Raw genomic sequence first — 20,496 nt, forward strand, 5'->3', positions numbered from 1 at the left:
CCCGCAACGGCCCTCGGCGGTCGCTCGCCAGGTGCCGTCGCACCGGGGCGGCGGCCCGCCGCACCAGGGTGGCCCGTCGCACCAAGACGGCACGTCGCACCAGGGTGGCCCGTCGTGCCAGGGTGAGTCGTCGTGCCGCGGTGGCCCGTCGTGAAGTGGCCGGTTCACACCCTCTCATCGCCGGGCCGCCCGTACGGCCGCGGCCAGCGGTGTGTGCGGACCGGCGGCGAGGATCAGCTCCTCCTGAAGGCGGCGCCTGGCCTGCGGGGTCAGCCGGTGGAACTGCGGACCCGGCACGTAGCCACCGGCCTCCTCACCCGCCTTCACCTGGGTCACCAGGCCCGCGTGCCGCAGGACGCGGAGCGCGGCCTCCAGCTCGCCGATCGGCAGCCGGGTGTGCCGTCGCAGCTCGTCGACCTGGGCGGGGAACGGCGACAGCCAGCTGTCGGAGGGAAGGAGCCCGTCGGCCCGGGGGATCGCCACCGAGTGGATCAGCACCAGCACCAGCACCGCCCGCTCGGCCTGGCCCAGGACCGGGCCCATCCCCGCGGTCACGCCGTCCGCGTACCCCGACGTCCACGTCTCGCGCTCGTGGATCAGAACCCGGCCGCGGCGCTCCAGCATCCCGGCCAGCGTGTGGCGCAGCGCGGGCTCGCGCAGCGCGGGGAAGCGGGCCTCGTGCACCGGCTCGGCCGCGTGCTCCACCGCCATGAACGCGGCCACGATCTCGGCCCTGCGCCGCTCGTCGAAGGGGCCGAGCAGGTCCTCGTCCACGTTCTCCGGAGCGCTGACGCTCGGGGCGGCCTCGAACTCCCCGCCGGGTCCGCCGAAAGCGTCGTCACCCAGGGCGCCGGCACCCTCGCCGGGAGCACCGTCACCGGGACCCCCGCCGTCGGGAGTCCCGCCGTCGGAAGCCCTGCCGTCGGGAGCGTCCTCGCCGGGGGCACGGTCGGGGAGAGCGTCGCCGTCGGCGATGACGGGACGGTCGTGAAGAGCGTCGCCGTCGGCGGTGACGGGAAGGACCGCCGGACCTCCGCGCGCCTCCTCACCCGAGGGCAGGCGGCGCATCAGCTCGCGCAGCTGGGCGTGCGACGACGCCGGCCACGAGGCGCACCGGGGACCGAGCCGGACATGGCCGTCGGCGACCTCCAGCCAGGCCGAGTCGTGCAGACGGCGCAGCGCGCCGATCGCCCAGTTGCGCATCAGGTCGTCGCCGCGCCCGATCAGCGCCCGGTACGCCGACAGCACGTCGTCCATCGGGGCCGGGACACCGGGCCAGGGGTCGGCGGACAGGTCGGTCCAGCAGCAGCGCAGCGCGGCGGCCAGCACCCGCCGGGTCTCCCCGGATCGTTCCACCGCGACCGGCGTGACCTGGTACTCCTCCAGGAGCGAGGGGGTCACGCCGTCCGGCCAGACCGGCAGCGCCAGGCCGGTGCCGTCACCGCGTCCCAGCCGCGCCATCCCCGGCGGAGCCGGTCGCCCGGTGCCGAGCCGGAGCGGACCCCCGGCCCGCGCGCGGACGTGCGCCACCTCGGGCCGCTCGGGAACGGATTCCGTCACGAAGGGCCCGACGGCCGCGGCCCCGGCCGCGGAGGGCTCGACGGCCGCGGAGCCTCCGGAGCCTCCGGTGTCACCGGCCGCCCCGGCGACCCCGGTGACCGGGAGGGCGTGCGGGTCAGTCGCCACCGCCGGTCCTCTCCAGCCGGCCGTGGGAGAGCCAGGCGGGCTCGGCCGCGGGATCGGCGGTGAGGCCGTCGGACCAGCGCAGCCGGTACGGGGAGTCGGGGCGCAGATCGGCCGCGACCAGGTCGGCCAGCAGGCGGCGGGCCGAGACCCACTCGCCGTCGGCGGTGAGCAACTGCTCCAGCCGGGCCGAGGAACGCCCGGCCAGCGCGGCCTCGGCCACCGAGGTCAGGTGGTCCAGGCCGCCGGTGCCTGGGTCGTAGGTGTCGGCGGGACCGGGGTCGGGCAGGGCCGAACGCGGGGGAGTGGGCTGGGCGGGGGCCGGGCGCGGGCTCTCGTCCACGGCCCGGACGATCGCCGCCGGGTCGTGCCAGGGAGCGGGGGCGTCGAAGACGAAGCCGTCGAGCACCGCGGCCAGACGCTCCTTGCTCGCGGTCTGGGCGAAGGTGCGCCAGGTCTCCGCGGGGAGCAGCGTCAGGTTCCTCGTCGTACCGGCGGAGTCGGCCAGCCGTCCGGCGGCGCGGCGCGAGGCGTCGCTGTAGGCGTAGATCGCGGCGCGCAGCTCGGTGCAGGTGCGGTCCAGGTCGGGCCAACGGTTCAGGATGGTGCCGTGCAGGCTCTGCGCCCGCCGGGTGATCTCCTCGGTGCCCCAGAGCTTGGGCGCCTGCTCGCGCAGTTCCTCGATGGTCCCGCCGGTCAGCGTGATCAGCTCCAGCGCCCAGAGGCGGAAGGCGCGCGAGAGGTTCTGCGCGCTGGTGCGGGCCTCCTCCATCGTCGTGGCGGGGTCGGCGACGTTGAGGTCCTCCAGCGCGAGCAGCCGGTGCATCTCCGACTGGCCGCCGTCGTCCATCATCCGGCGGATGAACATCAGCCCCACCACGCTGGTGAACGACGCGCGGTAGCGGAGCTGGTTGGGCTTGGGGAAGACCTCGCGGATCGCGCCGAGGCCGCGCAGCACCCGGAGCCGGTTCTCGAACCGGTCGAGCGGGTAGGCCCGGCAGACGTGGCGCATCTGCTCGTGGGTCAGCCACTCCTCGCCGGCCTCGGCGAACGCCGCGAACAGCGTCTCGGCGATGTCGACGAGCGCCGGGTCGTCCACCACCGCGCCGCTGTCGCGGGCGAGCGCCGCGAACATGCGGCGGTAGGTGGAGAGCACGGCCTCCTCGGTGAGGGCCGAGTCGAGCGTGATCTCGTGGTTCGTCTCTGGCACGCGCCCTACCGTAAGGCCTGCGCCCGACATTCCTGGCCCGTGCGGGCGGACGTGCCCGGCCGCCCGGCCCGTGGCGCGGGACACGCGCCCGGTCAGCGGCCGACGGCCGCCCGTACCTCCGCCATCAGGACGGCCGCGTCGGCGACGGTCCGCCCGATCTCCTCCGTGGAGGCGCCGACGCCCGCGAGCAGCCGCCCGGCGCGCGCGGCGAAGTCCCCCGGCGCCCCCGGCAGCCGGCCGGCCGAGGCCACCATGCCCTTCTCGTTGATCAGCCAGCGGCCCGCGTGGCCGTGCAGGCCCTGGCAGGCGACGCCGACGGCGCGGAACAGGCACCCGGCCGCGTACGCGGGGTTGGTTCCGGCCGCCCCGTACCGGGCCAGGCCCACCGAGAAGTCCGCCTCCCAGAGCCCGTCCACCAGCGCCGTCCCCAGCGCCGGGGGGTAGGACCGGGCGTTCTCCCGCAGCTCGGTGAGCTCTCCGCCGGGATCGGCCAGCACCCGGCAGAGCGCCACCTCACCGGCGTAGGCGTGGGAGTAGAACCCCAGCGGGTGCCCGGCCTGCGTCCCGATCTCGTAGTGGCCCCGCAGGCAGTCCTCCCAGACGCGGTGCACCCGGTCGAGGTCGCGGTAGAGCCAGTCGACCCGCCGTCCGCCGATCGTCAGCCAGCCGCCGCCGTCGACCCACGGCCCCCAGCCGCCCGGCTCGGTCAGCTCGCTCCCCTCACCGGCCTCCCGTACGGCCAGCGCGCGCAGCGCCGCCACGTCCAGGTCGCCCCGGTAGTACAGCCCGAGGTCGACGTCGGAGTCGGGGCGGTGCGTGCCGCGGGCCCGGCTGCCGCCGAGCGCCACCGCGACGATCCCGGGAACCTCCACCAGCCGTCGCGCGAGCGCCGTCATCGTCGCGTCGTCCAAGGCGATGTCCATGATGATCCATTCGACCACACCCGCGACGGTCGTGCCCGCCCTCCGGGCCCGTCCCGGAGGGCGGGGATTCCGCGCGTGCGCGGACGGGGCGGTCCCGTCCGGACGCCGCCGGAGCACAGGGAGGAGCACGCCGACGGCGTACGCAACGATTCGCAATTTTCGCGACAGGTCGTGATACGCGGCATACGGTCGAAGGACCAACCCCCCTGCGGTGACGAGGTGACGGAGATGGCGACCTCCACGGCGCGCATCGACGAGGCCAAGGGCATTCTCGCGGCCCGGCTCAAGGCGCTCCGCGCCGGTGCCGGGCTGACCGGGAGGGCGCTGGCGGCGAAGACCGGCCTGGACCACACCAAGATCTCCAAGATCGAGAACGCGGTCCAGATGCCCAACCAGACCGACATCCGGACGTGGTGCGAGGCCTGCGACGCGCACGAGCAGGTGGTCGACCTCATCGCGGCCGCCCAGAACATCGACGCCATGTACGTCGAATGGCGCCGGCTGGAGGAGAACGGCCTCGGTCACGTCCAGCGCTCCTTCCAGCCGCTGTACGAGCGGACGCGCCAGTTCCGCGTCTGGCAGCACTCCGCGGTCCCGGGACTGCTGCAGACCGACGACTACGCCCGGGGACACCTGCGCGCCGTCATCGACTTCCGCGGCATCCCCGACGACATCGACGCCGCGGTGGAGGCCAGGCTGCGGCAGCGGGAGGTCCTGCGCGACGGCGGCAAGCGGTTCGCGTTCGTCGTCGGGGAACAGGCGCTCCGTACCCCGCTGGCCGGGCCGCAGGAGATGGCCGGCCAGCTCGACCGGCTGGCGGAGCTGACCTCCGGCGTCGCCAACGTGTCCTTCGGGATCCTCCCCGCCGTGGTCAGGCCGCCGCTCATGCCACCGGAGAACTTCTGGATCTACGACACCGACCGGGTCCGGATCGACACCGTGCCCGGCCAGATCCAGCACCGCACCCCGAGCGACGTGGCCGCGTACGAGAAGGCGTTCCAGGCGCTGAGCGGCGCCGCCGTGTACGGGCGGCAGGCCCGCGACATGCTGCGGGCCGCGGCGGAGGCGTTCCGCGCGGGGTGAACGCGCAACATCGCGCAACAACGTTGAGCCCGGGGCCGCCGGGTCCCTACCCTCGCCAGCGTGACCGTTGATCACACCGCTCCCGGAGAGCTCGCGCCCCACCCGGTCGACCTCCGGGCCGGTGAACTGGCGGCCCTGCTGGCCCGGGCGCACAACATCCCGGCCGACGTGCACCGCCTGCCCTCGGGCGAGCCGGTCGTCTCCGTCTACTACGGGCTCGTCGTCCGCATCGACGAGGCGTGCCGTTTCTGGTGGGTGGTCCCGGCCTCGGTCGGCAGGCGCAGGCCGCTGTGGACGAGCGCCACCGTCCCGGCCGTGGCGGCGAGCCGGATCGCCGGTCACTACCGGGAGCTGCGCGCCCGCCCGCCGGGTCACCTGATCCGCGGGGGCTACCTGACGGCGGACGTTCTCATGGAGCACCACGCCGCCTCCGCCCCGATCTGAGCGCGGCCCTAGGGAGAGGAGTCCTGCCGTCCCGGCGCGCGGCGCAACGGCGGGCGGCGGGCCCAGGTGACCCAGCGCCAGAGCCATTCCAGCGGGCCTTGTCGGTACCTGCGCAGCCAGAGGACCGACAGTGGCCACTGGACGCAGAGGACGCAGGCGGCGATCAGGTACACCCTGGCCGGGGACCAGTCCTGCGGGGAGCCCAGGACCTGCCGGACCCCCAGGACCAGGACCGTGGCGCTCAGGTAGTTGGTCAGCGCCATCCGGCCCAGCGGCGCGAAGACGGCCGACAGCACCGGTCGCAGCGGCGTCCTGAGCAGCACCAGCAGGACGCACACGTACACCCCCGCGACCAGCGCCCCGGCCGTGTGGATCCAGAAGCCGAAGTACGGGTCGTCCATGCCGCCGGCCAGTTCGGTCTGCGCCCACAGCGCGGGCGCCGCGGCCGTCGCGAAGGCCAGGCCCAGCAGGAGCGGCACCCGGGTGGAGTCCTCCAGCCGGTCGGCCACCCCGTAGCGGACCAGCGCCGAACCCAGCAGGAACAGCCCGGCGACCAGCACGGTCCTGTCGCCGCCGAGGACCAGCGCCGTCGTGACGAGCGCGACGGCCAGGCCCGCCACGGCCGCGCGCGGCAGCCAGGTCGAGGGCAGCAGCACCAGCAGGCCGACGGCGGCGTAGACGGTCAGGATGTCCCCCTGCCACAGCATCAGGAAGTGCGCCAGGCCGATCGCGAGCAGTGCGAGGAGCCGGCGCAGCAGGAGCAGCCGGGGGCGGGGGACGCGGCCCGTGACGGAGGCCAGCAGCAGTGAGAACCCGATCCCGAACAGCAGCGAGAAGATCGGGAAGAAGCGCTGGTCGACGAGCATGCCCATGACCTGCTGGAAGCCGTCGTGCGTCTCCTGCGGGCCTGCCGGTGAACGTCGCAGGACGACCTCGCCGGCGTTGGCGATCGGCTTGACGTTGGCCAGCAGGATCCCGCACAGTGCGAACCCGCGCAGCACGTCGAGGGCGGCGATCCGCGGCCTGCCCGGCGGGGCCGCGGCGAGGGTACCGGGGGACCCGGACGAAAGTGGATCTTCGTGTGGCATGGGCCTCATCCTGCGGGCCCCGCCCGGTGCCGGATATCGGCCGAAGGCAGGGGCGGCGCCGTCCGCGGCGGTACTTTCGGCCGGTACGGCGCGCGGCCGGGACCTCTAGCCTGAACGGCGTGAAGGTACGGGACCGGCCGGGCGGGCGGGTACGGAACGCGGCCGACGCCGGGTTCGGTGTCGTGTCCGCGATGACGCTCGCCCTGTGGGCGTACCAGGTCGCGATCACCTGGGGCGGCGCCCGCTGGTGGTTCGGCTGCGCCGCCGGGGCGGCGGTGTGCGCGATCGCCCTGGCGCGCCGGCGCGACCGGACGCGGGCGGCGCTCGCGGGCCTGGCCGTCGCGGGGGCCGCCCTGGTGGTCGCCCGTCTCGCGTCGCTGCCCAGCGAACCCGGCCCCGCCATGGCCCTGGGACTGGCCGTGCTCGTCGGCTCCGCGGTCGGTACGCTCCCGGCGCCGCGCGCCGCCGCCGTCGCGGCCGGCGGGCTCGGGCTGGTCGCCGCCACCTGGTTCGCCGCCCCGCCGTCCCCGGGGCTCCCGCCCGTGACGCTGCTGAACGCCGTCGCCTGGTCGGCCGCCCTGGCCACGGGGCTGTGCTCGCGGCTGTTCGAGGCCCGCCACCGGGCCGCCGTCGAGAAGGTGCGCCGTGACGAACGGCTGGCGCTGGCCAGGGAGCTGCACGACGTCGTCGCCCACCACGTCACCGGCATCGTGCTCAACGCCCAGGCCGCGCAGCTCGCCGCCCGCAGACGGCCCGCGATACCGCAGGGCCCGTTCTCGGAGATCGAGGCCGCCGGGTCCGACGCGCTGCGCGCGGTACGGCGCGTCGTCGGCCTGCTGGGCGACGACGGCGACGCGTCCCCCGCCACGGCCGGCCCCGGATCCCTGGGCGACCTGGTCGGGCGCTTCGGCGAGCGGGAAGGCGGCCCGCGGGTGCGCCTGCTGTGCTCGGCCGACGAGTCGCAGTGGCCCCCGGAGGTGGCCGTCACCGTCCACCGGGTCGTCCAGGAGTCGCTGACCAACGTCTCGCGCCACGCCCGGCAGGCCCGCTCGGTCTCGGTCCGCGTCGGCCGGGACGGCGAATCCGTCGTCGTCGAGGTCCTCGACGACTCCCCGCCGGTCCCGGCCGGGTACCCCCGCCGCGGCGGGTACGGCCTGGTCGGGATGCGCGAACGCCTCGAGGCCCTGGGCGGCACGCTGAGCGCGGGTCCGCGCCCGGGGGCCGGCTGGGCGGTGCGCGCCACCCTGCCCGTCCCCGCGCGGGCCCGCCGATGACGATCCGGGTGCTGCTGGCCGACGACCAGTCGATGGTCCGCCGCGGCCTGCGGCTCATCCTGGAGGACCAGCCCGACATCAGCGTGGTCGCCGAGGCCGCCGACGGTGCCGAGGCGGTCTTCCTGGCACGGCGGCTGCGCCCGGACGTGTGCCTGGTGGACGTCCGGATGCCCCGGCTCAACGGCATCGAGGTCACCCGCCTCCTGGCCGGTCCCGGTGTCGCGGACCCGCTCCGGGTGGTCGTGGTCACCACCTTCGACCTCGACGAGTACGTCCACGACGCGCTGCGCGGCGGGGCGGCCGGCTTCGTGCTGAAGGACGCCGGTCCCGTCCTGCTCGTCGAGGCCGTCCGGGCGGCGGACGCCGGTGACGCCCTGGTCTCGCCGTCGGTCACCCAGCGGCTGCTGCGCCGGTTCACGGCGGCCGCCGCCCCCTCCGCCCGCGGGCCGGGGCGGCCGCTCTCCGAACGGGAGACGGAGGTGGCGCGGGCCATCGCCAGGGGCCTGACCAACCACGAGATCGCCGCCGAGCTGTTCATCTCGCTGAGCACGGTCAAAGGCCACATCTCCGGCATCCTCACCAAGCTCGGAGTGCGCAACCGGGTCGAGATCGCCGCCTGGGCCTGGGAGAACCGCGGGCCCGACGGCCCCTGAGGGCACCGGCACGCCACCGATGTGCCACCGGTATGCATCGCCGCGGAATCGGTCATCCGAAAAAAACCCCGAGCTGGGAAAAATCAGGAAATTGCGGTTCATATTGGAAACATCACTCTGGAATTAAATTCTTTTCGCGTACGGCGAAGCCTCCTACCTGCACTGATCCCACATCTATATCGTCTGATCCGTGTTTAACTCGGACTTGCGGTAATCACCCGACTTCCAGGGGTAGTGAACTCGGATTGAGCGAGACCTCACCGTGAACCAAGGGGAGACCATTCATGATCAGTGTCCTGATCGCCGAGGACATGCATCTCGTTCGGGGGGCCATGGTCGCCCTGCTCTCCATGGAGAGCGACATCAAGGTCATCGGTGACACCGGTCACGGCGACGAGGTCGTCCCCTCCTGCGTGCAGCTCCGGCCGGACGTCGCGCTCATCGACATCGGGCTCCCCGGCACCGACGGTCTCACCGCGACGGCGGAGCTGCGCCACCGGCTTCCCGAGTGCGCGCCCGTGATCCTGACCGGGCTCGCCACCCCGGCCGCGCTCTGCCGGGCGCTGGACGTCGGGGCCCGCGGCTTCGTGGTCAAGGACACCCCGGCCGACCAGCTCGCGGGGTACGTGCGCCGGGTGGCCGCGGGGGAGCAGGTGGTCGACCCGGAACTGGCCGTCGCCGCGCTGCACGCCAAGCGGAACCCGCTGACCGCGCGCGAGCTGGAGGTCCTGGGGGCCGCGGCCGAGGGGGCCCCGGTCGGCGAGATCGCCGACCGGCTCTGCCTGTCCGGCGGGACCGTGCGCAACTACCTGGCGCGGATCCTCACCAAGGTCGGCGCCCGCACCCGCGTCGAGGCGGTCAGGATCGCCAGGCAGGCGGGCTGGCTCTGGTCCGACGACCCGGCCGAGCTGGGCGTGATCCGCTACCGCTGACCACCCGCCGCCGGGCGCGGGGAGGAATCGACCTCCAGGCCGGTGTGGGCGGCGAGGAAGGCGAGCATGTCCGCGGCCAGCCCGATCGCGCGGTCCGCCGAGCGGGCGCCGTGGCCGACGTCGCCCTCGTGGCGCAGCAGGATCGGCCGCGAGCCCGACGTCGCCCACTGCAGCGCCGCGCACATCTTGCGCGCGTGCATGGGGTCGACGCGGGAGTCACCGCCGAACGTCGTCAGCAGCGTCGCCGGGTAGTCGACGCCCTTCGTGACCCGGTGGTAGGGGGAGTAGCCCAGCAGCCAGCCCAGCTGCTCGGGGTCGTCGGCCGAGCCGTACTCGGGACGCCAGGACGGCCCCAGCCCGGAGAGCTCGTAGCGGACCATGTCGAGCAGCGGTGCCGAGCAGACCGCGGCGGCGAACAGGTCCGGGCGCTGCGTCAGCGCGGCGCCCACCAGCAGGCCGCCGTTGGACTCGCCGCACGCGCCCAGCAGCGAAGGGGTGGTCCAGCCGTCCGCGACGAGCTTCTCGGCCGCCGCCGCGAAGTCGTCGAAGACGTTCTGCTTGCGCTCCAGCATGCCGTCGTGGTGCCAGTCCGCGCCCTCCTCGCCGCCACCGCGCAGCTGGGCGAGGGCGAAGACCCCGCCCGCCTCGACCCAGGGCAGGACGTAACTGGAGTACGACGGCGTGAGCGAGAGCCCGAACCCGCCGTAGCCGTACAGGATCGCCGGCCGGGGGCCGGAGCCGGGGCGGGCCAGCACGACCATCCGCACCGGCGTGCCGTCCGCCGAGGGGAAGACCACCTGGCGGGCCTGGAGCTCGGGCACCTGCACGGCGCCGGGCGGGGCGGCCCACGGCGTCGTCAGGCCGGTGCGCGTGTCGTAGCGGTGCACGCTCGCGGGCGTGACGCTGTCGGTGTAGGTGAACCAGACCTCGTGCCCGCCCCCGGGACGGACGGTCATCCCGCCGGCCGACCCCAGACCGGGCAGCGGCACCCGCCCGCGCCGCTCCCCGGTGGCCAGGTCGTGGACGTCGATCTCGGCGACCGCGTGCCGCGTCCGGGCGACGAGGAGCGTCCGGTCGGCGATGGTGAACTCGCCGATCACCGCCTCGGGGTCCTCGGCGACCAGGTCGGCCCAGTCCTCGGGGCCCGGCCGCGCCGGGTCGGCCACGCAGAGCCGCCCGCGCGGCGCGTCCAGGGTGGTGAGCAGGTACAGGCGCCCGTCGCGGCCGACGGCCGGGGCCGTCACCGCGCCCGCGTCCCGCTGGATCACCCGCAGGTCCGGACGCTCCGGGGAGGAGGCGGACAGGTCGGCCAGCCAGAGGTCGTTGCCCCCCGCGGCCATCGCCGAGATCGTCAGCCAGCGCCCGTCGTGGCCGATCCCGAGGCCGTAGGAGCGGTCCTCCTCCATGATCATGGCGTCGTCCTCGGCGGGGGTGCCCAGCCGGTGCAGGCGGACCTGGCGGGAGCGGACGTAGAAGAAGGACTTCCCGTCGGGCAGCCACGCCACCGGCGCGTACCGGCACCGGTCGATCGGGCCGTCCACCACCCGCCGGGTGGCGACGTCCATGACCCGCAGCTCCGAGCGCTCGTCCCCGCTCCTGGACAGCTGGTAGGCCAGCAGCCGGCCGTCCGGGGACGGCTGCCAGTGGTCGAGCGTGGTAAGCCCGCTCGGGTCGAGCTCCGCCGGGTCGATCAGCGCCTCCTCCGTCCCCTCCGGACCGCACCGGTACAGGACCGCGTGCCGCTGGTCGGCCGTACGGCGCACGAAGAACCGGTGCTCGCCGCGCCAGGCCGGGGTGCCGACCATCCCGGCCCCGGTCAGCGCGGCCACCCGCGAGCGCCACAGGTCACGGCCGGGCAGCTCCTCGGCGTGGGCGCGCCACAGCTCCTCCTGGGCCGCCGACCAGCTCCGCGTCTCCGGGGCGCCGGGGTCCTCCAGCCACCGGTACGGGTCGGGCACGGCACGTCCGTGCAGGTGGTCGACGACCGGTCGCCGCTCGGCGGGAGGGTAGATCATCGGGTTCCTCCGGGGTGGAGACGGCGGGCCTGGGCTCCGGACGGGAAACGCGGTGGGACGGCCCGAGGGTCAGGGAAGACAGGGAAGCCCGGGGACGCCGGGGACGGCGCCGGGGTCACGGCCCAGGCCCTCGGGCGGTCACGGCACCAGCTCCTGCGCGCTCGACGGGTCCCACCGTCCGGCCAGGTCGGCGTACAGCGGGGAGGTGGCGAGCATCTCCTCGTGGGTGCCCAGCCGGACGCTGGTGCCGTCCATCACGAGGATCCGCCGGGCCCGCAGGGCCGAGGTCAGCCGGTGGGCGATGACGACGAGCGTGCCGCCCCGCCGGGCGAACGCCTCCTCGGCGCGGGCCTCGGCCACCGGGTCCAGGTGGCACGTCGCCTCGTCGAGGACGACCAGCCGGGCCGGGGCCAGGTAGGCGCGGGCCAGGGCGATCAGCTGGCGGTCGGCGGGGGAGAGCAGATCGGAGCGGACCTCGGCGGACAGGCCGCCCAGCCGCGTCACCAGGCCGGTCAGGCCGATCTCGGCCACCGCCTCGCCGACCGCCTCGGGCGAGGCGTCACCGGCCAGGTAGACGAGGTTCTCCAGCAGGGAGCCCCGGAACACGTAGGCCTCCTGGGGGATCAGCACCCGGCCGGACGGGTCGAGCCGGTCGGCCGGCACCCCGCACACCTCGATGCGTCCGGACGCGGGCCGCAGCAGCCCGGTCAGCAGCGCGGCGAGCGTGGACTTGCCGATGCCGCTGGGGCCCACCACGGCGATGTGCTCGCCCTCGGCCACCGACAGGTCCAGGCCGTCGATCACCGGTTCGGCGTGCGGGCCGTAGGCGAACGTCACGCCGCGCAGCTCGGCCCCCCCGTCCCGGGTCACGGCCGCGACCCGCGCGCCCGCCCGCGCGGGCGGCTCGCCGTCGCGCAGCAGCCGGTCGAGCGCCACCCGCAGCCGGACCCCGTTGATGCCCAGCCCCTCCACGAGGTTGCCGAGCGCGGGCGCCAGCGACTGCGTGACGTAGGCCAGGGCGCCCAGGATCACCCCGGCGCCCGCGCCCTCGCCGATCAGCCAGGGGGTGCCGGCCAGGATCAGCAGGATCGGCAGCCGGCCGCCCACCGCCAGGGACACGGTGCGCAGCGCCGTCACCCGGGCCAGCGACCGGGCCGCACCGGCCTGCTCGGCCACCTGCAGGCCGACCTCGTCGGCCATCCGCCGCTCGGCGCGGCAGGCGGTGATGTCCCGCAGCCCGCCGACCATGCCGGCCAGCGCCGTGGCGGTGCGCTCGTCGGCCAGGATGAACTCCCGCTGCCGCCGGGCCAGGGCGCGCAGCGACAGCAGGAAGACGACGAGCCCCGCGACGAACGGCGGCAGCACCAGCACCAGCACCTGCGGGACGAGGGCCGCCAGCCCGAGCGCCACGCTCACCACGGTGAACGCGAACGACCTGACCACCGTGATGACCGAGGCGAACGCGTCGCGGGCCAGCTCGACCTGGAGGTTGGAGCGCGCCACCGCACCCGCCCCCGGTCCCTGCCCGGAGGCGGCCGAGCGGCGCAGCGCGTCGTCGACGACGTGGGCGAGCAGATCCTCGCGGAACGGCTCCACGATCGCGGCGACGGCCAGCACGACCTGCCGCGCACCGACCGCGGCCAGCAGCCACGCGCCGCCGAGCAGGGCCAGCCAGGCGAACCCGGTCCCGGGCCGTCCCGCGCCGAAGCCCTCGTCGATGGCCCGCGCGATGGCCAGCCCGATGACCAGCGAGGGCGCGGTCTCCGCGACCGACCACCCCGCCAGCCTGACCAGCTGGTACGGGTCCCTGCGCAGCGCCCGGCGCAGCGGCCGGTTCACGGGGCGTCCGCCTGGAAGACGGCGCGGTAGGCCGGGTCGGCCCACAGGACGCCGTGTGCCGCGCAGGCGCGTATCCGGCCCTCGTCCAGCCAGATCACCCGGTCGGCAGCCGCGGCGGTCGCCACCCGGTGGGTCACGATCAGCCGCGTCCGGTCGCGCAGCTCCCCGGAGAGCGCGCGGGCGACCTGGCGCTCGGTGACGGTGTCCAGGCTGGAGGTGGCGTCGTCCAGGACGAGCAGGCGACGGCCCTGCGCGAAGGCGCGGGCCAGGCCGAGCCGCTGCCGCTCCCCGCCGGACATGGGCGCCTCCTCCAGCGGGGTGTCGTACCCGAGCGGGAGCCTGCGGACGAAGGCGTCGGCCCGTGCCGCCCGCGCCGCCACCCGCACGACCTCGTCCCCCCCGGAGGCGTACCGGGGGGCGTGCCGGGGGCCGCGGCCGGAGAGCGCAGAGCCCACAGAGACCACAGAGACCACAGAGCCCGCGGAGACCGCGGAGCCTGCGGAGAGCGCGGAGACCGGATCGGTGGGCGGGAGGGTGCCGGGAGCGGGGAGGTCGGCGCCCAGGGCGACGGCGCCGCCCACGGTCCCGCCGAGCAGCACCGGGCGCTCGAAGGCGTACCCCACCGCGGCGCGCAGCGCCTCCTGGGAGAGCTCGGGCAACGGGACGCCGTCCAGCAGGACCGTGCCGCGGCACGGGTCCACCAGGCGGCCCGCGACCGCGGCGAGCAGCGACTTCCCGGCGCCGGAGCGGCCGACCACGGCCACCGCCTGCCCGCCGGGGACGACGAGGTCGACGTCGCGCAGGCCGTCCGCCTCGACGCCGTGGAACTCCAGTGTGCCGGGCCCGGGAGGCAGCGTCCGGGCACCGTAGACGCGAGGACTCTCGGCCAGCAGCTCCCTCACTCTGGACGCGGCGGCCCGCGCCCTGGCCAGGCGGCCGACCTGGCCCAGCGCCGAGCCGAGGCCCGCGCCGAGCACGACGTAGCGGGCGGCGGCGTACAGCTCGCCGGCCGACAGGTCCCCGGCGGCCAGCCGCAGCCCGCCCACCCCGAGCACGACGACCTCCAGCAGCGGGACCACGGCCCCGGCCTGCACACCGGCGCGCGCGTTGACCCGCCACATCTCCATGGCGTGCCTGCGCAGCAGGGGCAGCGCGGTCAGCACCCGCGCCCGCTCCTGGTCGGCCGTGCCGGCGGCGGCGATGGTACGGGCCCCGGCCAGGGCGTCGACCAGGCGGCCGGCGATGTCGCCCTGCGCGGCCTGGTACTCGCCCGCCATGGTGGTGCTCGCGCTGAGGAAGGCGCGCAGGACGAGCCCGATGAGGACGAGCCCGGCGACCAGCGTCACGGTCAGCAGGGGATCGATGAAGGTGAGGGCCACGACGGCGCCCGCGGTGGGGATGACCAGCGCGGCCGCGGTGACGACCGCCTCGGGGGCGCGTCCGATCTCCTCGGTGTTCAGGCCCATCCGGGTCACCAGCTCCCCCTCGGGGAACCTGCGGGTCATCGTGGGCCCGACGCCGAGGACGTGGCGCACCACCCGGGTCCTGAGCCAGGCCGCCGAACGCGCGCCGCTCGACCCGGCGGCCCAGACGCCGAGGGCGTCGCAGACCACGGCCGCCACCACGACGCCGGCGCAGACGCCGACCCAGGCCGCCGCGTCACCGGTCATGCCCGCTCCACCGGCCACCAGCGCGTCGACCGTCCTGCCCAGCACCAGCGGGAGCGCCAGCTGGGCGAACGCCCCCAGGACGGAGGCGACCGCGAGCATGGCCAGCCACGGTCCGCCCCGCCGTACGGTCTCGGCCACCAGCCGGTCGGCTGCCCGCACGGGTCCTCCTCCCTCGGGAAACGGGCGTGCCCGGGACGGCCGCCGTCGCTGGCCGTCCCGGGCACCGGATCTCACTAGTGGCAGAGCACGACGCTCAGGTTGCTGGGCTTGCCGGACTCGCACCCGAGGACCGTGAGGGTGCTGCCGCCGCCACCGCCGCCACCGCCGGTGGGGGTCTCCAGGGACTGCAGGTCGAGAAGGACCATGGGAATCGCTCCGTTTCTGGGTTTTGTGACTCGGGGTGGAGAGGGGTTTCTAGTGGCAGAGCACGACGCTCAGGTTGCTGGGCTTGCCGGACTCGCACCCGAGGACGGTCAGGGTGCTGCCGCCACCGCCGCCGCCACCGCCGGTGGGGGTCTCCAGGGACTGCAGGTCGAGAAGGACCATTTCGTTACACCTCCTTCGCTGTGTCGCAGGGGCCAAACCGCCCGGCGAATCCGTGCGCCGACACCCCTTGCGGGGTGTTCGTGTCGCCGGGCGGTTCGATGAAGGGGAGGAACACCGGCCGGTCGTGCAGCACGGCGCTCATCGCGAACAGGACTCCGGCCGTGCCGGTCGCGAAGTCCATGGAGAGCCTGAGCAACTGGTTGCCGGGGAAGGCCAGCCCGCCGCCGTAGGGCAGCGCGTGCCAGTCCAGTCCGCGCAGTTGCTCGGCCAGGTAGGTGGATTCGGGGACGGAGATGCGCGGCTCGGGCGCCAGTCCCCAGCCCAGGGCGCCGACCATGCCGCTCCGGCCGGTGAACAGGCCGGACTGCACGAAGTACCGTCCCCGGGTGACGAGCCGGCAGCCGTCCAGGGCGGTGCGGAGGGTCTCGTCGTCCCGGTGGGCCAGGTAGCGGGCGAGGACCACGCCGATGCCCACGGACCCCTCGTCCAGGTAGGGCAGCGTGCGCCAGCCCTGGTCGACCTGGAGGGTCCCGTCCGCGCCGGTGGTGCAGCGCCGCAGGTCCTGGCGGAGCGCGACCTCGGCCCGCTCCAGCAGGGAGGTGTCGCCGGTGCGCTCGTAGGCGTGCAGGAACAGCAGGGCCGGTCCTGAGGAGCCGTACATCAGCCCGGCGCGGGGCTTGCCGCCGCCGCTGATCTCCGGCACGTCGTCGGGGCCGCCCAGCCGGTCGGAGCAGATGTCGACGATCTTCATGGCCGTCTCGCCCAGCGCGCGCTCGCCGGTGGTGGTGCCCAGGTGGAGGAGGTTCAGGCCCATGCCGGCCAGGCCCCCGAAGAGCCCCAGCTCCAGTGACTCCCACTTCTCGCGCAGGCACAGGTCGACGGTGTCGACCGCGTCCTGGCGGTGCCCGAGCAGGTCGAGGACGTAGGCCACGCCGTGCAGGCCGTCGTAGAACCCCAGGGCGGTCCCCGGGGCGGGGGCCAGTGCCCTGGCGCGCAGCCAGTCCTCGTACCGGGGAAGCCGTTCGGCGCCCGTCCGCTCCAGCGCGTACAGCACGCCGGCCGCGCCGTAGGCGAGGTTCACGCCCCCGCCGGGCTGGAACTGGGCGACGTCGCCGGGGAAGAGCCGGTCCTCGCGCTCGGGGGTGGCGCTCGCGAGGATGGCGCGGGTCATCGCCTCCCTGAGCCGGGGCCAGTCCTCGGTGCCGGGCCTCGGGAACGGTGTGGGCGCCGCGGGCTCGGGGCCGGTGATGGCCCGGACCGCCTCGTCGATCACCTCGGACGGCACCGGGAAGGTCTCGCGGATCATCCTGGCCAGGTCGAGGACCTTGGCGCGGTCGAGCGACAGCATGATCGTGAGCTGCGGGGCGAACAGCCCCAGGCACAGGCAGGCCAGGGCGTAGTGGTCGATCTCGACGCCCTGCCGGTCGGCCGGCGCGCCGAACGCCGGGTGGCCGAGCGCCGCCCGCCCGCGGTCGGCGGTCAGCGTGGCCACCTCGTAGTCGATCAGCGTCAGGCGGCCGTCCTCGGTCACCAGGATGTTGTTCGGGTGCAGGTCGCCGAAGACCACCCCGCGCTCGTGCAGGGACTCCACCGCCCGGCGCACCTTGGGAAGGACGTCGAGCACCCAGGCGGTGTACTCGGCGATGGTCTGCTCGTCGCAGGTCGCGCTGGTCAGCGGGTAGCGGTGCACGAGCTGGCGCTGCAGCGGGTTGCCGTCGACGAACTCCTCGACCAGGAAGTGGTGGCCGCCCAGGGTGAAGTAGTCGACCAGCGCGGGTACCGCCTCCAGCCCGGACAGGCGCTCCAGCATGTCGCGCTCGTGGGCCAGCCGCGCCACGGCGTCCCGGCCCGCGGCGTCCAGCCCGGCGTGCGGGCGCCCCTCCTTGAGCACGACCCGCTTGCCGGTGCGCACGTCCTCGGCGAGGTAGACGCCCCCGCCGTTGGAGAACTGCATGACGCTCTCGACCCGGTACGGCAGTCCCTCGGTGGTGACCGCGTTGCGGGCGGCCAGGTGGGGCTCGAGGAAGGCGGGCAGCGTCACCCAGGACGGCACGCCGAAGGCCGGCTCCCGCACGTCCGGGACCAGGCGCCCCTCGCCGTCCTCGATGGCCAGTACCAGCTCGCCGTTGTCGGCCAGGCAGCGCCGCCCGGCGAAGCCGCCGTACCGGACGAAGAGCGGGCCCTCGCCGTAGCGGAGGTCGCTGAGGATGTACGGCCCCTCGATGCCGGTGAGCAGTTCGTCGAGCTCCTTGAGCGTGAGCTCCAGCTGGGCCTCGTCCACCGGGTAGATCGTCACGAGCTTGCCGCTGGCGCCCCGGGGGGCGGCCTTGGAGTTCAGCATGGCCATGACCGGCAGGCTGCGCAGGAACTTGAACGCGATGCCGCGGGGGACGCAGTAGTCCCAGACCGCCTCTATGGCGCGCTCGGCGTCCTCGACGCGGGCCGAGACGTGGATCTTCCAGCCCTGGAAGGGCGTACGGCCGGCGAGCGGCGCGTAGTGCATCCAGGTGTCGGTCGCCTGGTGCTGCCAGCCCTCGGGCAGGTCCCGGCTCGCGAGCGCGAAGTCGGGGTGGTCGCCCCGGCGGCCGTCGAGCGTGTCATAGAAAAGCGGGTCCGCCAGGCAATAAAGCTCATACTGGTCATCCACGGCATTCTCCCCTGCTGTCTTCCAGAAGAGAGAATTACGGATAACCCGAGAAACCACCAGTTACAAACTGAACCACTCGCATATGCGAAACTCACAGTGCTAACCGTGAGGGTGTGCGCTACCTGCACTTTTGCGAGGGACGTGAAGCTTATTCGGAAAAATTACCAGGAAGTTCGGCTATCAGGGTGAACCACCCGTCCTTGCCACCACTCGCCCGTATCGTGCCGCCGAGCTCCTCCAGGCGGTGGCGCAGATTGCCCACGCCGCTGCCGGGCGGGAACGTCTCCCGCCGGGGCGCCCCGTCGTTGACGAGGGTCAGGCGCAGCCGGCCGCCCTGCTCGACCAGCTCGACGGCGCACCGCTTCACCCGGCTGTGCCGCAGCATGTTCGTCACGCCCTCGCGGACCACGACGCCCAGCGCGGTGCTCACCGCCTCGGGGAGCCCGTCCACGTCCACCCGTACCGAGCAGTAGGCCCCGAAGCCCTCCAGCAGCACCTTGGCCCGCGCGACCTCGCCGGGGAAGGAGATCCGGTGGCCCGCCGCGGAGAGGTTCCGCACCGAGTGCGCGGCCTGCCGCACGGCCCGCAGCACCTCTTCGAGGTCCTCGCGCAGCGGCCCGTCACCGGCCGCCCGGCGATGGGCCAGCTCCCCCCTGATCGAGGCCAGCCAGAGCCAGTGCCCCACGAGGTCGTGCATGTCGCGGGCGAACCCCTCGTAGGCCCTGGAGAGCGCCCGCTCCCGTTCGAGCCGCAGCCGTCTGATGTGCAGGGTGAGGGCGCAGGTGACGCCCAGCGAGACCAGAAGCGCACCCGCCCCTGCCGCTCCGACGAGATAGGCGGCCTGCGACATCGAGTGCCTCTCCCAGAAGAAATGATATTCCCGATAATAAACGTGAAAAACCGGCTGTGTGTCAATGCGGAAGACGGTCACGCGGTGTGATGACGGGGGCGACGAATTTCAGGTAATTACCCGACCGCCGAGATATGAATCACATATTCGGTGCAATGTCTAATAAACCGGTGTATCACGCTTCCGTCACCCCGGACGGCTCTCCCTCGCGCCCCGCCCCCACCGGCCCCGGAAGGTGCCGCACGCCCTCCGCGTACGCCGTCCCCGGGAGTACGGGGGGCGTGCCGGACGGCCGGGCGGCGGCCGCGCCGGCACGCCCCCGTACGCCGCGATCCCCGGGCCACGGCGTGGAAAGATCCGGTCACGGTGGGTGATCGTGGAAGATGTCCGTGCGCGGTTGTCGATTCCGGCGCTCCCCGCGTGTCGTCCTCATGAGGGGCCGCCCGGAGGCGGTCCGGGAGCGACGATCAGGACGACGGAGATGACGAGGCACATGACGGCGGACACGACGGCGGGAACGGCGACGGAGACGGCGGGCCGGGCGTTCGAGGTGACGTGGGAGGGCGAGCTGCCCGCGAGCCCGCAGGAGGTCTGGGAGGCGTTCACGCTCCACACCACCGGCTGGTACTGGGAGATCGACTACGAGCCCCGGGTCGGAGGGGCCGAGCGAGGGCTGACCGGCAAGGGCGGCGTGGTGAGCGTCTGGGAACCGCCCCGGCACTTCACCACGCGGACCCTGCCGGGCGCCGACGAGTTCAACGAGCTCGACCACCGGCTCCGGCCCACCCCGCGGGGCACCCTGCTGACCCTCACCCACCGGGGCGTCATCGCCGGGGACGACTACGACGCGGAACTCGACGCCTGCCGGAGGCACACCGCGCTCTACTACCACTCGCTCGGCGAGTACCTGCGCCACTTCCCCGGGCGCGACGCGGCCTACCTCAGGCTCGACGCGCCCGGCGGCTCCGCGTCCGGGGGGTTCGCGCGGCTGTGCCGGGCGCTGGGCGTCCCCGACGGGATCGAGGCGGGCGACCCGGTGACGCTGACACCGGCCGGCCTCGACCCGATCGAGGGCGTGGCCGACTTCGTGGCACCCGCCTTCCTCGGGGTACGGTCCGCCGACGCGCTTCACCGCTTCCACGGACGGGACGCGTGGGGATGGCCGGTCGGGGTGGCGCACCACCTGTTCGCCGAGGACGCGGACGCGGAGGCCGCCCGGCGGGCATGGGCGACATGGCTGGACGACGTGTTCACGAGCCAGAGGGAGGCGTGATGGCCCGGTACGCGGTGCTCATCTACGAGCGGGAGACGCCCGGCGGGGTGGCCGACATCCCGCCGGAGGTCATGCGGGCCCATGGGGAACTGCCCGGCCGGGTCGCCGGGCTGGGCGGCCGGATCGTCGCCGGGCTGTCGCTCGAACAGTCCGGCACGGCGACCGCGGTCCGCGGAGACCTGGTGACGGACGGCCCCTTCATCGAGACCAAGGAGGCGCTGGCCGGGGTCTTCGTGCTGGAGGCGCGCGACCTCGACCACGCGCTGGCGCTGGCCCGGCTGACGCCGATCGTGAACGGCGGCGTCGAGGTCAGGCCGCTGGTCGGCTTCGACGTCCTGGAGGAGGAGAACTGAACCCCGCCGAACG

Annotated in this window: 18 protein-coding genes; 7 read left to right on the forward strand and 11 right to left on the reverse strand. The window is 74.4% G+C overall.

Annotated elements, in window-relative coordinates:
• Positions 1 to 174: 174 nt before the first annotated feature.
• The 3 genes from ACZ6RT_RS24245 to ACZ6RT_RS24255 all read right to left on the reverse strand — a co-directional run bounded on the left by ACZ6RT_RS24245 (position 175) and on the right by ACZ6RT_RS24255 (position 3,834).
• Entirely contained in the window at positions 175 to 1,686 is a 1,512-nt protein-coding gene (locus ACZ6RT_RS24245; protein WP_470156278.1) for a hypothetical protein, read from the reverse strand.
• Complete coding sequence (locus ACZ6RT_RS24250) at positions 1,676 to 2,893, reverse strand: hypothetical protein (protein ID WP_399192979.1); 1,218 nt, start codon at positions 2,891 to 2,893, stop codon at positions 1,676 to 1,678. The genes ACZ6RT_RS24245 and ACZ6RT_RS24250 overlap by 11 nt, the downstream gene beginning before the upstream one ends.
• A gap of 92 nt (positions 2,894 to 2,985) precedes the next feature.
• Complete coding sequence (locus ACZ6RT_RS24255) at positions 2,986 to 3,834, reverse strand: nucleotidyltransferase domain-containing protein (protein WP_470156280.1); 849 nt, start codon at positions 3,832 to 3,834, stop codon at positions 2,986 to 2,988.
• Positions 3,835 to 4,044: 210 nt separating this feature from the next.
• On the opposite strand from ACZ6RT_RS24255, the gene ACZ6RT_RS24260 reads away from it, so the two are divergent.
• Both ACZ6RT_RS24260 and ACZ6RT_RS24265 read left to right on the forward strand, forming a co-directional pair.
• Complete coding sequence (locus ACZ6RT_RS24260) at positions 4,045 to 4,899, forward strand: helix-turn-helix domain-containing protein (RefSeq protein WP_470156282.1); 855 nt, start codon at positions 4,045 to 4,047, stop codon at positions 4,897 to 4,899.
• Positions 4,900 to 4,959: 60 nt separating this feature from the next.
• Positions 4,960 to 5,343 (forward strand): hypothetical protein, encoded by a 384-nt coding sequence (locus ACZ6RT_RS24265; protein ID WP_399192973.1) that lies wholly within the window; start codon positions 4,960 to 4,962, stop codon positions 5,341 to 5,343.
• Between the two features lie 8 nt (positions 5,344 to 5,351).
• Here ACZ6RT_RS24265 and ACZ6RT_RS24270 read toward each other — a convergent pair whose 3' ends face one another.
• Positions 5,352 to 6,431, reverse strand: a complete 1,080-nt coding sequence (locus tag ACZ6RT_RS24270; protein WP_470156284.1) for a DUF418 domain-containing protein — start codon at positions 6,429 to 6,431, stop codon at positions 5,352 to 5,354.
• Positions 6,432 to 6,550: 119 nt separating this feature from the next.
• Here ACZ6RT_RS24270 and ACZ6RT_RS24275 point away from each other — a divergent pair, with 119 nt between their 5' ends.
• From ACZ6RT_RS24275 to ACZ6RT_RS24285, 3 genes are all read left to right on the forward strand, one after another.
• Complete coding sequence (locus ACZ6RT_RS24275; protein ID WP_470156286.1) at positions 6,551 to 7,705, forward strand: sensor histidine kinase; 1,155 nt, start codon at positions 6,551 to 6,553, stop codon at positions 7,703 to 7,705.
• Positions 7,702 to 8,358, forward strand: coding sequence for a response regulator (locus tag ACZ6RT_RS24280; RefSeq protein WP_470156288.1), 657 nt, complete (start codon positions 7,702 to 7,704; stop codon positions 8,356 to 8,358). Before ACZ6RT_RS24275 ends, ACZ6RT_RS24280 begins: the two co-directional genes overlap by 4 nt.
• Before the next feature lie 284 nt (positions 8,359 to 8,642).
• Complete coding sequence (locus tag ACZ6RT_RS24285) at positions 8,643 to 9,290, forward strand: DNA-binding response regulator (RefSeq protein ID WP_399192965.1); 648 nt, start codon at positions 8,643 to 8,645, stop codon at positions 9,288 to 9,290.
• Here the strand turns inward: ACZ6RT_RS24285 and ACZ6RT_RS24290 are convergent.
• From ACZ6RT_RS24290 to ACZ6RT_RS24320, 7 genes are all read right to left on the reverse strand, one after another.
• A complete protein-coding gene (locus tag ACZ6RT_RS24290; RefSeq protein ID WP_470156290.1) occupies positions 9,281 to 11,305 on the reverse strand; it encodes a prolyl oligopeptidase family serine peptidase in 2,025 nt (674 codons plus the stop codon). The two genes, ACZ6RT_RS24285 and ACZ6RT_RS24290, sit on opposite strands and share 10 nt — an antisense overlap.
• A gap of 138 nt (positions 11,306 to 11,443) precedes the next feature.
• A complete protein-coding gene (locus tag ACZ6RT_RS24295) occupies positions 11,444 to 13,144 on the reverse strand; it encodes an ATP-binding cassette domain-containing protein (protein WP_470156292.1) in 1,701 nt (566 codons plus the stop codon).
• Complete coding sequence (locus tag ACZ6RT_RS24300; protein WP_470156293.1) at positions 13,141 to 14,973, reverse strand: ABC transporter transmembrane domain-containing protein; 1,833 nt, start codon at positions 14,971 to 14,973, stop codon at positions 13,141 to 13,143. Before ACZ6RT_RS24300 ends, ACZ6RT_RS24295 begins: the two co-directional genes overlap by 4 nt.
• Positions 14,974 to 15,047: 74 nt before the next feature.
• Complete coding sequence (locus ACZ6RT_RS24305) at positions 15,048 to 15,179, reverse strand: SapB/AmfS family lanthipeptide (protein WP_344900551.1); 132 nt, start codon at positions 15,177 to 15,179, stop codon at positions 15,048 to 15,050.
• 49 nt (positions 15,180 to 15,228) lie between these two features.
• A complete protein-coding gene (locus ACZ6RT_RS24310; RefSeq protein ID WP_344900551.1) occupies positions 15,229 to 15,360 on the reverse strand; it encodes a SapB/AmfS family lanthipeptide in 132 nt (43 codons plus the stop codon).
• Between the two features lie 4 nt (positions 15,361 to 15,364).
• A complete protein-coding gene (gene lanKC, locus ACZ6RT_RS24315) occupies positions 15,365 to 18,007 on the reverse strand; it encodes a class III lanthionine synthetase LanKC (RefSeq protein ID WP_470156296.1) in 2,643 nt (880 codons plus the stop codon).
• 148 nt (positions 18,008 to 18,155) lie between these two features.
• Complete coding sequence (locus ACZ6RT_RS24320) at positions 18,156 to 18,857, reverse strand: sensor histidine kinase (protein WP_399192955.1); 702 nt, start codon at positions 18,855 to 18,857, stop codon at positions 18,156 to 18,158.
• A gap of 481 nt (positions 18,858 to 19,338) precedes the next feature.
• Here ACZ6RT_RS24320 and ACZ6RT_RS24325 point away from each other — a divergent pair, with 481 nt between their 5' ends.
• Both ACZ6RT_RS24325 and ACZ6RT_RS24330 read left to right on the forward strand, forming a co-directional pair.
• Positions 19,339 to 20,130, forward strand: coding sequence for an SRPBCC family protein (locus ACZ6RT_RS24325; protein WP_470156298.1), 792 nt, complete (start codon positions 19,339 to 19,341; stop codon positions 20,128 to 20,130).
• The gene (locus tag ACZ6RT_RS24330) at positions 20,130 to 20,483 is read left to right on the forward strand and encodes a YciI family protein (protein ID WP_399192951.1); all 354 of its coding nucleotides are present in this window, start codon (positions 20,130 to 20,132) and stop codon (positions 20,481 to 20,483) included. Before ACZ6RT_RS24325 ends, ACZ6RT_RS24330 begins: the two co-directional genes overlap by 1 nt.
• The last annotated feature ends 13 nt before the right edge of the window (positions 20,484 to 20,496 follow it).

It is taken from the genome of Streptosporangium sp. NPDC050148, assembly GCF_055586505.1.